We start from the raw sequence: 13,165 nt of genomic DNA, 5'->3' as shown, positions 1-13,165 counted from the left end.
GAAGCCCGAAATCAACCGAAAGTAGGCGCTTACGGGGATTCTGCCCGTTATCAGGAGAATGCATATGTTAGTATGCAAAGTTAAGTGGGTGCATTTGCGCCAATTTGGGTGGTACCGCAGAAGTTAAAGCTTTTGTCCCTTTCAGGGATGAAAGCTTTTTTTATTCATTTAGAATTTTTCTGTAATTTCCTGGTTGAATTTATAAATCTGTCCGGATTACCCGCTTTCTCTTTATTTTTAACCTATATCCAAAAAGCATATTATCTTTCTTTCAACCTTTGATAAATTGATATATCAATAAGTTTAGAGTGAGGTGATTGACTGTGTTAACTCCTGATTACAATGAAATAAAGCAATTGGCTAAAAATTACAATATCATCCCATTATGCAAAGAAATTTATGCGGATATAACCACCCCCATAGCCCTATTAAGGAAAATTTCCAGGATAAGCAACAGGCACTTTTTACTCGAAAGCGTTGAAGGCGGTGAAAAATGGGGCCGCTACTCTTTTCTCGGTTATGACCCCATAGCTTATGTCACATGTAAAGACGGAGAAATAACATTTCAGGACAGTGAAAAAAGGACCGTTAAATCACAAAATCCCCTGGCAGAATTAAGGACTTATCTGTCAAAATTTAAAGCTCCAAAACTTACAGATATTCCGCCTTTTGCCGGAGGCTTTGTCGGTTACTTTTCATATAGCATGATAAAATATGCAGAGCCGATTTTAAAACTTAGAAGCAGCGAATTTAATGATTTTGACCTTATGCTTTTTGACAAAGTAATTGCCTATGATCATTTAAAGCAAAAAATTAAAATTATTGTAAATATGCAGACTGACAATATCGAAGAAAATTATAACAAGGCATTAAACGACATTAAAAACATCATATGGATGATAGATGACCTTAGTCATCCTCCCAAATCTGCTGTTAAAAGCCAGCCGGATTTTACCTGTAATGTATCAAAAGATGAATATTTGAAAGCTGTAGAAAAAGCAAAGGATTACATAAAAAACGGCGACATATTTCAAGCTGTAATTTCAAGGCGTTTTGAAACCGAATATCACGACAGTCTTTTGAATGCTTACCGGGTTTTACGAACTACAAATCCTTCACCTTATATGGTTTTTATAAGAAACAATGGTATTCAATTAATCAGTACTTCGCCCGAAACATTGGTAAGACTTCATGACGGAATTCTTACGACCTTGCCGATTGCAGGTTCCAGACCCAGAGGAAAATCAATCGATGAAGATTTGGCCCTGGAAAAGGAACTTCTTGCCGATGAAAAAGAATTGGCCGAACATGACATGCTGGTAGATCTTGCGAGAAATGATTTAGGAAAAGTCTGTGAATATTCAAGCGTACGGGTTACACAATACAAGATGATACAGAAATATTCCAAAATTATGCATATCACTTCCGAGGTGGAGGGCCGTCTGCGAAACGATAAAGATGCCCTGGATGTAATTGAAGCCATGCTTCCTGCCGGGACATTGTCCGGTGCTCCAAAGATAAGGGCTTGCGAAATTATTGAAGAACTTGAAAAAGACCCAAGAGGAATTTACGGGGGTGCAATAGGATATATAGATTTTACCGGAAATATGGACGTATGTATTGCGATACGTATGGCAGTAAAGAAAGACGACCGCGTATATATTCAGGCAGGGGCCGGTATTGTGGCAGACAGTATCCCTGAAAAAGAATACGAAGAATCTGAGAACAAAGCCAAAGCACTTATTGAGGCTATTATTGATGCGGGAAAGGTTGATGATAAATGGTTCTAATCATCGATAATTATGACAGTTTTACTTATAACCTGGTCCAGCAGGTCGGATCTGTAAACAGTGATATCTGCGTGATACGAAATGATGCATTTACCGTGGATGAAATTGAAAAAATGGCCCCTTCTCATATAATCATATCTCCCGGACCCGGTTTTCCTAAAGATGCCGGCAATTGTGAAAAAGCTATTAATAACCTTAAAGAAAAAGTTCCTATCCTTGGCATATGCCTTGGCCACCAGGCCATTTGTGAAGTTTTCGGAGCCACCATTACTCATGCCAGACGGTTAATGCACGGAAAGCAAAGTAGCATTCACATAGCGGGCGACTGCAGTATTTTTAAGGGCCTGCCCCCCATAATACAGGCAGCCAGGTATCATTCTCTTATTGCAGAAAGGTTCACCCTTCCCGGCGATCTTCAGGTTATTGCAGAGGATGAAGACGGCGAAGTCATGGGTGTAAAACATAAGGACTATGAAATATATGGCCTGCAATTCCATCCGGAATCTATCCTTACCCCCCAGGGTAATATTATTATGATGAATTTTCTTAATATCGGGTTACGGCCTTAAATTAATATTCCATAAATGTCCCAATTCCAAAGATAAAATTGTAAGAAGCTATAGCTCAACTTAATATAATATAATTATAATAGGCGGGTTGCCATTATTATAATAATTAATCGTAAAAAAGACTCTGCATACATTAAAAAATTGCAGAGTCTTTATTATTTATAAAAGTAAATATATTTCTATACCATTTATAATTAATATACTCTTAAGTTCTATAACACAACTGGATATCGTTTTCTTCTTTCATCTTTAACTTTTTCATATAATTTGAATAAACAACATATGAAAGTATAACAGTTAACATATCCGCCGTTACCTGTGACCAGACAATACCATACATTCCGAAAAAGTAATCCAGAATGAACAGCATCGGTATATTAAACACAGCCCAACGCATAACCCCAAGGAACAGTGCTTTGTTGCCATCGCCAAATCCCTGAAACAGATGGACTGTAAAGAAACTGCAAAACATCAGCGGTGTTGCCATTATCATCATACTCCTTAATGTCAATGTGTTCAAAACCTTTAGCAAAATATAATGTTTTCTTTTATAAAGAAAGCATACATAGGAAAAAAACCGCTATTTTTTCATAAATAAAAGCATCTTCATAACTTCAACAGTTATGAAGATGTTTTCGCACGTTCGCATTTAATTATAAACTGACCGGTTATTTTTTTCAAGGTTTATAAATTCACTTCTTTGTTAAGATTTCTTCTTAGTTAAGACTAATTTTTTTAGTCATTTCTTGAAATAATTTTTCAGTTTTTTCACTGTCTTTAAAACTGATATATACATCTTTTTTGCCTTCACGCTCAATTTTAATTGTCGGGGATGAATTTGACTGAGCAAACAATAAAATATTGCCGCCTGCTTCAGATTTGAAATTTCCTTTAAGGGCTCCCATAAAACCACCATAACCGTTTGTCCTCATGCCTATTCCCATTTCTTTCATACTTTTCTCAATAAGAGAAAAGTCGGCTATTTCTGAAAAACTGATATTTAATCCATACATACCTTCAATTTGTATAAAATCATCTTTTATATACACATCAGGGTCTTTTTCCCCGTTATAAAAAAGAAGGCTTAGCGAAACTAAAATTACTGCATTGACAATTACAATAACTGCAATCGGTGCTTTATGTGACAAGGTTTTTGAATCTGCATCATGATTCTTTCTAACATATAAAGGGTTTTGATATTTTTTATATATTCTCTTATATGCAATTATTAGAACAAGAATCCCCGGTACAAAAGTGATTGATAATAAAATACCGCCTGCCTTTATATTTATAAGGGACAATATACCTGCAAAAACAATGAAAGCAGCAAAAAAAGCCCACATAATTCCGTTGGCACGGTTGTATGCCTTAATATCCGTTATTTCTTCTTCCTTAACTGTACTTCCTGACCAAAAATGCATAGGGTCTTTTCGTTTGAAGGCAAAGATGGCTATTCCTCCAAATATCAGTGCACATAACCAACAGGTAACGGCAAAAATAATGTTTGCAATAGGCATTATACTTATCTCCTTCATTTAATAGTATTTTAACAGGTACAGCTTATAACATTTATCAGATTATTTTGCTGTTCCTTTATAATCAATTTCTCACAAAAACATCTGCTTTTAAATTAATTTCGCTCAGCATCGCCGAACCTATAATCAGCACAGCTCCGATAATACCAAAAAACGTCAGGCTTTCACGAAGAAATATACCTGATAAAATCAATGCAGAAACCGGATCAATATAACTAAGTATTGCGACCGATTGAGCCTTAAGTACTGCAATACTTCCAAAATACAATACATAAGCCAAACCGGTATGGATAATTCCTACTATTAGAAGCATAAGAAACGAAGGCAACTTAAGCGAAATTTTATTAAAGCTTTCTGTCACAATCAGATAAGGGACCAAAATAATTGCAGCAGACATTAATTGAATAATAGTTTTATAATAAGCATCCTCTAATTGTATCTTCTTATTTAGAATAATTACAAATGCATAAAATGCGGCAGCCCCAAGCCCGTATACAATCCCCCTAAAATCGCCTGTCCGTAAACTTACACCTTCAAAAACACCTGATACTAATACCATACCTGATATTGACAAGGCAGCGCAGACAAGCTTTTTCAATGTGAGCCTTTCCTTAAATAACAAAGGAGAAAGCAATATCACAATCGCAGGCTGCATATAATAGCAAAGTGTTGCCACAGATACGGTAGTATAATTATAGGCTTCAAACAGCAAAATCCAGTTTATCCCCATGACTGCACCGGTCAAGGCAAGAAGAAGCAGCTTATTTAATCCGATTTTGCCTCTTAATCTTTTTCCTTTAAGTTTAATATATCCATAAATAAATAAGGCTCCAAGCAGCCCTCTTGCAAATGCCAGCATACCGGAAGATAAGGGAATATATCTTCTGAAAATACCGATTGTCCCAAAAATAAGCATGGAGCTTATAAACATTAAATTGGATTTTGCATATTTATCTGACATAGTATAAAACCCCGACTTATAAATCTATATATTTATTATATCATGGCTATTTAATAAAATAAAATTAAAAATATATAAGAGGGTTTCCGCTATCTCCTATACCGCAATGCCCCGGTAATAGTTGATATACGAAAACCCTGTAATAACGCCTTTTAAATATTAACTAACTATTTTATTCCATACCACATGATTTAATTTGCTTTAAAATCCGGTTAAAGTTAATCTTCCTGGTATTTTGACAGATACTTTATAGCCATAAATCCTAACACAAATGCAACTATAGACATTAACCCAAAGCCTATCCACCATAATGTATCCGTACTTTCAGGAATTGCCGGCAAGATTTTCTCCTGAAAAATCTCGGTTGTTGATCCAAATACAAATCCAATAATCATACAATAGGTCTGGTGAGGGAAAGTTTTCATTACCCACTCGATTGGTTTAGTAATAATAAATACGCCTATTAAAGTGGCTATTCCCAAAATACCTATGTAAACAACATCAAAATTGGTTATTGCCTCCAGCATAGTTTCATACATTCCAAGTACAAGAAGCATATGAGAAGTACTGATTCCCGGAAGCACCAAAGCCAAGGCTATTACAATACCGGTTAACAGAAGCATAAAATAATGGGCTAGTCCGGTACCGGAACTGATATCAAGACTTCCTTCCGGTATAAACCCGATAGAAATTACAATGATGATACCCAGCAAGAAATAAATACCCGATGATACCTTTAATGAGTATTCTTTTGCCTTCTTATACAATGCCGGAATACCGCCAACTACCGCTCCCAGGAAAAACACCGATACCGGTAATGGAAATCTCTCCAACAACCATTTAATTAAAAACGAAAGAGAGCATATCCCTGCTCCGGCTCCGATTCCAAATTTCACAAGATAAAGAAAATTACCTTTGATGTCCTTTAGAAAATTACTGATAGAACTAATCAGTTTATCATAAATACCAAGAAGAATTGCCATAGTGCCACCGCTGACTCCGGGGACACTCATGGATGACCCTATAATATAACCTTTTAATATAATTAATAAGTTGTCTTTTAGTTTGCTGTTCATATGTATTAACACACCTTTAAATGGTGCTTTCCTCCTTTTATACAGACTCACTGATGAAAATTATAACATTATATATTTGATATGTAAATTAAATATCTGCACTTCTGTCCTATTTAAGGGCCACATTTTATCGCGGCTTTCCGCAAATTATTACCGGAAATTGAATATAACATTGATATAATTGGTTTTATTAAAAATATTTTTTTAATGATTAATGTTAATCTATTTATGGATTAAGGTTATTTACTCTCGTAACATAAATATGTCCAATTCCAAACATGCGGAAAATAAAACTAACAACACTAAAACAAAGGCGTTATCCTCTGTTTTATTTCTGTATTTTGTGGTATATTATACACAGTAAATCCGTTTAAACATAAGTTGTGCTAATAAACTCAACTGTCAATTATAAAATTCTTATTTAAAAATATGAAGCAAAAGGAAGTGTGGTAAATGAATTACAGAATAAGTGCTGATACCATGAAATCATTGCAGAAAGCACAAAAAAATGAAATTACAGAATACCATATCTATTCAAGATTGTCCTCGTACATAAAAAATGAATATAACAGTAACATACTAAAGCAAATTGCCATGGATGAACACCACCATTATAATGTGCTTAAAACATTTACCGGAACTGATAAAAAACCGAATTCTTTAAAGATATTATTTTACACCCTTATTTCGTTGATATTTGGCATTACCTTCGGTATAAAACTAATGGAAAGAGGAGAAAAAAGCTCAGAGAATCTTTACAGGGAACTTGGCGAAAACATTGACGAATTTAAAAGAATTGCCGATGAAGAGGACAAGCACGAAAAAGGATTAGTTGAAATAATCGAGGAAGAAAGGCTTAAATTTGTAAGTTCTATGGTTCTCGGACTTAACGATGCTCTCGTTGAGTTAACGGGTACTCTTGCAGGTCTTACATTTGCCCTTAAAAATACGCGCCTTATTGCCCTTGCCGGCCTTATTACCGGTATATCGGCTTCACTCTCTATGGCAACTTCGGAATATCTTTCAACCAGAACTGAAGAGGATAATGCCCGGGCCTTCAAATCAGCCCTATATACCGGAGGAGCTTATGTTTTTACCGTTGTATGTCTTGTTTTACCTTACCTTATATTCTCCAACTATGTGGTAAGCCTTGTATTTACTATAATTGCAGCTATCTTAATTATTCTTGTTTTTAATTTTTACATATCGGTAGCCAAAGGCCTTTCATTTAAAGAGAGATTTTTTGAAATGGCCGGTATAAGTCTGGGAGTGGCTGTAATATCCTTTATAATCGGATATTTCATCAGACTGTTTTTGGGAGTCGACATTTAGAATGATATTTTTATTCTTCCAATTTTCGTTACACTTGCATTCTTTTTATCTTCACCATAAGTCGGTGCATAAATTGCCTGAACCGGTTTTATTTCTCCTTTTTCATATTCGTAATAGATATATTCATAGCAATAATCAATTGGTGTTTTATACGGAATTGAAACCCTGCAAAGATCCTCTACCGCATCCCCGTTAAAATCATTTACGATATACCAAAGAGTATGAAAGGAAAAAATATCATTAATTATTGGATGTTTTTCAGCATTTTCCTCTGTTCCATGAATTTGTTTATATAATATAGGATCAACTCTTAAATCAAAGTTTTTGTTAAGTTCAGGATATTTTATATCTAGTATATCATTACCATTGTATGTCATAATTTTTTCCGGTTCCTTAACAGTAAGCTCACTAATTTGGCCGTCCGTAAATTTATAGGCATATAATTCCCCCGTAGACCCAACTCCGTTGGTTGCCCAGGAGTATATTACCAGTACTGCTTTGCTGTTGCCGTTTTTCTCTTTAAGGAAACTGACTTTCGGCATTTCTCCGACGATACGGTAAGGCATGGTAAACCAGTCTTCTTCCATTATAAGAACTTTGCTTTTATTAATGCTTATATACAAACTTCCGTGTAAATCTAAATTTTTTCCTCTTTCATAAAACAGCTCGATATCTTCTGCGTTTCCGTCCCCGTCCAAATCTTCTTTAAAAGCATTTCTCATCAGCCTGATTTTTTCACCTTCTATATCAACAAATTTTTTCTCTGTGTCAAATATCAGGCTGTCCCATAATGAATCGGCATTTCCCCAAAGATAATAAATCTGCTTTTCTCCTTCAAAATGAAGGGCATTACCCTCTCTAACAAAAAGAATGTCCTTTGCCCCTTCAAATTTCAGAAGATAATCATAATAGTTATAGTTAAAAGCTTCTGCTGTTTTCTTCCCTTCAGGAGTATCAAGATACACCGGTTCGACTTTTGAAAGCATATCATAGATTATATATACAAGACTTTTTGACGCCTCATATTCACCTGTATCACCGCTCTTTTGAATTTTTAAAGAACGGAATTTTTTATTCAAATCGTTAAGGCTGTTTATCGGTTCCTGCTCTGTTACATCTTCTTCATTTTTACTTTGAACATTTGATAAAACATCTGCAGTTTCAATACTTTTTTCTGTATTTTGTGCTTCATTGTCAGACGTATTTGCTTCTAGGCCGTCAGTTTCTGTAATATTACCCGTACTTTTTGCTTCGTTAACGTCATTTATACCATACTTGTTCTTACAGCCTGATGAAGCTATTACCATAATCACGGCAATAAATATAAGAATTAATCGTTTCATTATAAACCTCCAAATCTAAGTACCGTCTAACCTTACGGTAAACAATAAGATTAACCCAATGTATTTTTCGTATTGTACAATTATTTAAAGTTAAACCGGTAAGAAACCCGATCTGAATGCTGTTATTAAAATTTAAGAAATAATATAATAACATAATTGTAGGAATATTATAGCAATATGATTTGCTAAAATCAATGAATTCCGACTTTAATGACTGTGAATTATTTATTAGTAAAACTAACCTAATTTATTAATAATACTCACATAATTTTGTTTAATGTTGTTAATTATGTATTGCATTTACCTGTAAAATGTGTAATAATTTATGCTCAACAGGCATTTATTATCCCTTAAGAATTAAGTATTATTAAGAAAGGCAGTGATGTTAGGGTTGGAGAAAAAGCTAACCTTGTATGGATTTAATAATCTTACAAAAGCCCTTAGCTTTAATATTTACGACGTATGCTATGCTGCTAGTGAAAGAGAAAAAAATGATTATATCAAATACATCGACGAGCAGTATAATTCCGAGAGGCTTACTACTATCCTATGCAAGGTTGCTGACATTATTGGAGCAAATATACTTTATATCTCCAAGCAGGATTATGAACCACAAGGAGCTTCTGTGAACATACTGATATCAGAGGGACAAATGTATCCCTATGAAATAAATGAATCTTACACTTCAGATCATGCCAATGGCATGGCTATGCAGAAAGAAACTGTCCATGCCCATTTGGATAAAAGTCATGTAACCGTACATACTTTTCCGGAATATCATCCCGATAATGCCATTTCTACATTTCGGGTGGATATCGATGTATCCACCTGTGGACAAATATCCCCTTTAAATGCCCTTGATTTTCTTATTAACAGTTTTGATTCAGATATTATAACCATAGACTACCGGGTAAGAGGTTTTACCCGCGACATACACGGAAAGAAATATTTTATTGACCATGAAATAAAGTCCATACAGGATTTTATAGACGACAATATTTTAAGAAAATATGATGCTGTTGACGTGAATGTATATCAGTCCAACACATTTCATACGAAAATGCTGATAAAAGAGATAGAGCTTCAAAATTATCTCTTTAATCAGGATGTATATGAACTTCCTCCTATGAAAAGGCTCGAAATCACAAACAGCCTTCGCAAAGAAATGATTGAGATCTTCAGCGGTATGAACATCTACAATTCATAGGAGGTGTAAAATTGGATCAAAATAAAGCCCCTCTTTATGAGGCTATGGAAAAATACAGAAATGATCGGATTGTACGTTTTGACGTTCCGGGGCATAAAGGCGGCCGGGGCAATAAGGAACTTACCGAATTTTTGGGAGAAAAATGCTTAAAGGCTGACGTTAATTCAATGAAGCCCCTTGATAACTTAAATCACCCCGTATCGGTCATAAAAGATGCCCAGCATTTGGCTGCAGAGGCTTTCGGAGCCCATAGGTGCTTTTTTATTGTTAACGGTACTACTGCTGCCGTTCAGGCCATGATAATGTCAGCCGTAAAAGCCGGTGAAAAAATCCTTTTGCCCAGAAACGTCCATATAAGTGCCATAAACGCCCTTATCTTAAGCGGAGCGGTTCCGGTTTATATAGACCCCGGCATAGATAAGAGGCTCGGCATAGCCTTGGGTATGTCAATAACTGATATAAAAAGGGAGATGGAAAACCATCCGGATGCCAAAGCCATATTGATAAACAATCCTACATATTACGGTATATGCTCTGATTTGAAAGAAATTGTTGAACTTGCCCACAGCCGAAATATGCTGGTACTGGTGGATGAAGCTCACGGAACCCATTTTTACTTCGGGGACAATATGCCCGTTTCCGCCATGGCTGCCGGTGCGGATATGGCTTCCGTAAGCATGCATAAAACAGGCGGGTCATTAACTCAAAGCTCCCTCCTGTTATGCGGCAAAAACGTTAACCATGACTATGTACGGCAAATCATAAGCCTAACCCAGACAACCAGTGCTTCCTACCTGCTACTTGTATCCCTTGATTTAGCCCGAAAAAATTTAAGCCTGCACGGAAAAGACATCTTTAACAAAGCAAATGAACTGGCTGAGTATGCAAGGAAGGAAATAAACAGCCTGGGAGGGTATTATGCCTTTTCCCGCGAGCTTATTAACCATGAAAATGTACATGGCTTTGATACAACCAAACTTTCAATAAATACCAGCGAAATCGGGCTTGCAGGTATTGAAGTTTATGATATTTTACGGGACGAATACGGGATTCAGGTGGAATTCGGCGATCTTTGCAATATCTTAGCTATTATATCTGCCGGTGACAGAGCTATGGAAACAGAAAGGCTTATTTCAGCCCTTTATGAGATTAAACGACTTTATGCAAGAGACCCTAAGAATATGTTTTGTCTGAATTATATAAAGCCCGATGTGGTTTTGACTCCGCAAAAAGCATTCTTCGGAAATAAAAAATTTATGCCTATTAACAAAAGCAAGGGTATGGTCAGCGGTGAATTTGTCATGGCCTATCCTCCAGGTATACCCATATTAACCCCGGGAGAAAGAATAACCGATGAAATTATCGATTACATTGCTTACGCCAAGGAAAAGGGCAGCCAGCTTATGGGAACTCAGGATATTAAACTGGAAAATATTCTTGTATTAAATGAGAAAACCGAACTTAATTTAAATGAACATTTTACAGGAATTTGATTAATATAATATCAAATATTTTAAACAATTCAGATAATTCTCAATAATATATTAATTAATTGTAAATTTTAATAGGAATGATTACAAATTATCCTGTTTAGGATAAATAATAATTTTCCTGTTAAGGAGGAATGATATGGATTTATGGTTTACCGAATATTATACCAAAAATGCACGGTTTTCAATTAAGATAGACAAGCCCGTAATAAGCCTTAACAGCGAATTTCAGCGGATAGACATATTTGATTCCTATGCTTTCGGAAGAGTCCTGGTTCTTGATGGGTATCTTATGCTTACCGAAAAAGACGAATTTATATACCATGAAATGATGACTCATATCCCAATGGCGGTAAACCCGGAAATTCGGGATGTCCTGGTTATCGGTGCAGGCGACGGTGGCGTAATCAGGGAGCTTACCAAATACGAAACAATAAAACGTATTGATATGGCAGAAATAGACAAACTTGTCGTTGATTTATGCAAAAAATATCTGCCTCAAACCGCCTGCAAACTTGATGATCCCAGAGTACATATATATTATGAAGACGGCCTTAAATTTGTTAGAAGTAAGAATAACGAATACGATTTAATAATAGTAGATTCAACCGATCCTTTCGGACCGGGAGAAGACCTTTTTACCAGGGAGTTTTACGGTAATTGCTACAAAGCATTAAAATCAGACGGAATACTTATAAACCAACATGAAAGTCCCTATTATCCGAATGATGCCCTGGCTGCACAAAAAACCCATAACAGGATAAAATCAATATTTCCTTTAGCAAAGGTTTATCAGGCACACTTACCTACCTATCCTTCAGGCCACTGGCTTTTCGGTTTTGCATCCAAAGGTTTGGACCCCATAGATGACTTAAGCTCGAACTGGTCAATGCTTGGTATCAATACGAGATATTATAATAAGGAACTTCATAAAGGCTGTTTTGCACTGCCTACCTATGTAAAGGAGTTGCTTAATAATGCTTGAGAAGAATATCCATACTATCTTAGGCTGTGATAATAACTATTCTGAAAGCAAAATAGTTGTCTTTGGAGCTCCTTATGACGGGACAACTTCATACCGTCCCGGTACAAGGTTTGCCGCCTCGGCAATAAGAAACGAAAGTTATTCGATGGAAACATACAGCCCTTATCAGGATAAGGACCTGGAAGATATAAATGTTTTCGATGCCGGAGATTTGGAACTGCCTTTTGGAAATCCGGCAAAAGCTCTTGAGCAAATTGAAGTATTTTCATCAGAAATACTAAAAGATGAAAAAATCCCATTTATGATAGGCGGGGAACACCTGGTTACCTTAGGTGCTATTCGGGCTGTGACACAATTGCATAAAGACCTACACATAATTCATTTTGATGCCCATTCTGATTTAAGGGATGAATACTTAGGTGAACCCCTTTCTCATGCCACGGTCATCAGACGTTGCTGGGATTTGGTCGGGGACAACAGGATTTTTCAGTTCGGTATAAGAAGCGGCTCTAAGGAAGAAATATACTGGGGCAGAAAACATGTCCATACCTGCTTTTATAATTTCAATGATTTGGATTATGCAGTAGATATTTTAAAAGATAAGCCCGTTTATTTAACCATTGATCTTGATGTTCTTGATACATCCGTATTTCCCGGTACAGGAACACCGGAAGCAGGCGGTGTGACTTTTAATGAACTTCTTAATGCTATTAAAAAAATATCAAACCTGAATATAGTTGCCCTCGATATGACAGAGCTTTCCCCTCCCCTTGATCCTTCGGGAGCATCAACTGCCCTGGCCTGCAAGCTTTTAAGGGAAATTCTTTTATACGTATATAGGTAAGTAATTAATTAAAATCAGTTTTTACTAAGCATC

General features: G+C 35.9%; 12 protein-coding genes and 1 other annotated feature (1 of these 13 cut by a window edge). Of the genes, 7 read left to right on the top strand and 5 right to left on the bottom strand.

From position 1 onward, the window contains the following. Positions 1–143 (top strand) — a binding site (T-box leader); it begins 103 nt to the left of the window's first position. Positions 144–323: 180 nt separating this feature from the next. Further along, positions 324–1,790 carry an anthranilate synthase component I gene (gene trpE, locus HHT355_RS04050; protein WP_199179152.1) on the top strand — a complete coding sequence of 489 codons (1,467 nt, stop codon included), beginning with the start codon at positions 324–326 and terminating at the stop codon, positions 1,788–1,790. After that, positions 1,781–2,359, top strand: a complete 579-nt coding sequence (locus HHT355_RS04045) for an anthranilate synthase component II (RefSeq protein ID WP_103202141.1) — start codon at positions 1,781–1,783, stop codon at positions 2,357–2,359. Before trpE ends, HHT355_RS04045 begins: the two co-directional genes overlap by 10 nt. Before the next feature lie 205 nt (positions 2,360–2,564). Here the strand turns inward: HHT355_RS04045 and HHT355_RS04040 are convergent, their stop codons facing one another. From HHT355_RS04040 to HHT355_RS04025, 4 genes are all read right to left on the bottom strand, one after another. After that, the gene (locus tag HHT355_RS04040) at positions 2,565–2,846 is read right to left on the bottom strand and encodes a hypothetical protein (protein ID WP_199179151.1); all 282 of its coding nucleotides are present in this window, start codon (positions 2,844–2,846) and stop codon (positions 2,565–2,567) included. Between the two features lie 229 nt (positions 2,847–3,075). Next, the gene (locus tag HHT355_RS04035) at positions 3,076–3,876 is read right to left on the bottom strand and encodes a hypothetical protein (protein ID WP_103202140.1); all 801 of its coding nucleotides are present in this window, start codon (positions 3,874–3,876) and stop codon (positions 3,076–3,078) included. An 82-nt stretch (positions 3,877–3,958) separates the two neighbouring features. Next, positions 3,959–4,855, bottom strand: a complete 897-nt coding sequence (locus tag HHT355_RS04030; RefSeq protein WP_199179150.1) for a DMT family transporter — start codon at positions 4,853–4,855, stop codon at positions 3,959–3,961. A gap of 218 nt (positions 4,856–5,073) precedes the next feature. Beyond that, positions 5,074–5,931: a DUF368 domain-containing protein gene (locus HHT355_RS04025; protein ID WP_103202139.1), complete on the bottom strand. Its 858-nt coding sequence runs from the start codon at positions 5,929–5,931 to the stop codon at positions 5,074–5,076. 453 nt (positions 5,932–6,384) lie between these two features. On the opposite strand from HHT355_RS04025, the gene HHT355_RS04020 reads away from it, so the two are divergent. After that, positions 6,385–7,263 (top strand): VIT1/CCC1 transporter family protein, encoded by an 879-nt coding sequence (locus HHT355_RS04020; protein WP_103202138.1) that lies wholly within the window; start codon positions 6,385–6,387, stop codon positions 7,261–7,263. On the opposite strand, the gene HHT355_RS04015 is transcribed toward HHT355_RS04020, so the two are convergent. Beyond that, the gene (locus HHT355_RS04015) at positions 7,260–8,606 is read right to left on the bottom strand and encodes a hypothetical protein (protein WP_103202137.1); all 1,347 of its coding nucleotides are present in this window, start codon (positions 8,604–8,606) and stop codon (positions 7,260–7,262) included. The genes HHT355_RS04020 and HHT355_RS04015 overlap by 4 nt on opposite strands. Before the next feature lie 391 nt (positions 8,607–8,997). Between HHT355_RS04015 and speD the strand changes: the two genes are divergently transcribed. From speD to speB, 4 genes are all read left to right on the top strand, one after another. After that, entirely contained in the window at positions 8,998–9,813 is an 816-nt protein-coding gene (gene speD / locus HHT355_RS04010) for an adenosylmethionine decarboxylase (RefSeq protein WP_330403362.1), read from the top strand. 11 nt (positions 9,814–9,824) lie between these two features. Further along, positions 9,825–11,306: an aminotransferase class I/II-fold pyridoxal phosphate-dependent enzyme gene (locus HHT355_RS04005; RefSeq protein WP_278320041.1), complete on the top strand. Its 1,482-nt coding sequence runs from the start codon at positions 9,825–9,827 to the stop codon at positions 11,304–11,306. 136 nt (positions 11,307–11,442) lie between these two features. Further along, on the top strand, positions 11,443–12,288 hold the full coding sequence (speE, locus tag HHT355_RS04000) for a polyamine aminopropyltransferase (RefSeq protein WP_103202135.1): 846 nt from the start codon (positions 11,443–11,445) through the stop codon (positions 12,286–12,288). After that, the gene (gene speB / locus HHT355_RS03995; protein WP_103202134.1) at positions 12,281–13,132 is read left to right on the top strand and encodes an agmatinase; all 852 of its coding nucleotides are present in this window, start codon (positions 12,281–12,283) and stop codon (positions 13,130–13,132) included. Before speE ends, speB begins: the two co-directional genes overlap by 8 nt. The last annotated feature ends 33 nt before the right edge of the window (positions 13,133–13,165 follow it).

This window comes from Herbinix hemicellulosilytica, from assembly GCF_002904165.1.
Lineage (GTDB): Bacteria > Bacillota > Clostridia > Lachnospirales > Lachnospiraceae > Mobilitalea > Mobilitalea hemicellulosilytica.
The sequence above is the reverse complement of the archived record's forward strand: the minus strand, read 5'-3'. Positions and strand labels throughout refer to the sequence as shown.

Excerpts from the sequence above, each read along its gene's own strand:
- speB (WP_103202134.1), top strand. The coding sequence starts at position 12,281 with ATGCTTGAGAAGAATATCCATACTATCTTAGGCTGTGATAATAACTAT.
- HHT355_RS04015 (WP_103202137.1), bottom strand. The coding sequence starts at position 8,606 with ATGAAACGATTAATTCTTATATTTATTGCCGTGATTATGGTAATAGCT.
- HHT355_RS04020 (WP_103202138.1), top strand. The coding sequence starts at position 6,385 with ATGAATTACAGAATAAGTGCTGATACCATGAAATCATTGCAGAAAGCA.
- speE (WP_103202135.1), top strand. The coding sequence starts at position 11,443 with ATGGATTTATGGTTTACCGAATATTATACCAAAAATGCACGGTTTTCA.
- HHT355_RS04035 (WP_103202140.1), bottom strand. The coding sequence starts at position 3,876 with ATGCCTATTGCAAACATTATTTTTGCCGTTACCTGTTGGTTATGTGCA.
- HHT355_RS04025 (WP_103202139.1), bottom strand. The coding sequence starts at position 5,931 with ATGAACAGCAAACTAAAAGACAACTTATTAATTATATTAAAAGGTTAT.
- HHT355_RS04040 (WP_199179151.1), bottom strand. The coding sequence starts at position 2,846 with ATGGCAACACCGCTGATGTTTTGCAGTTTCTTTACAGTCCATCTGTTT.
- HHT355_RS04045 (WP_103202141.1), top strand. The coding sequence starts at position 1,781 with ATGGTTCTAATCATCGATAATTATGACAGTTTTACTTATAACCTGGTC.
- HHT355_RS04030 (WP_199179150.1), bottom strand. The coding sequence starts at position 4,855 with ATGTCAGATAAATATGCAAAATCCAATTTAATGTTTATAAGCTCCATG.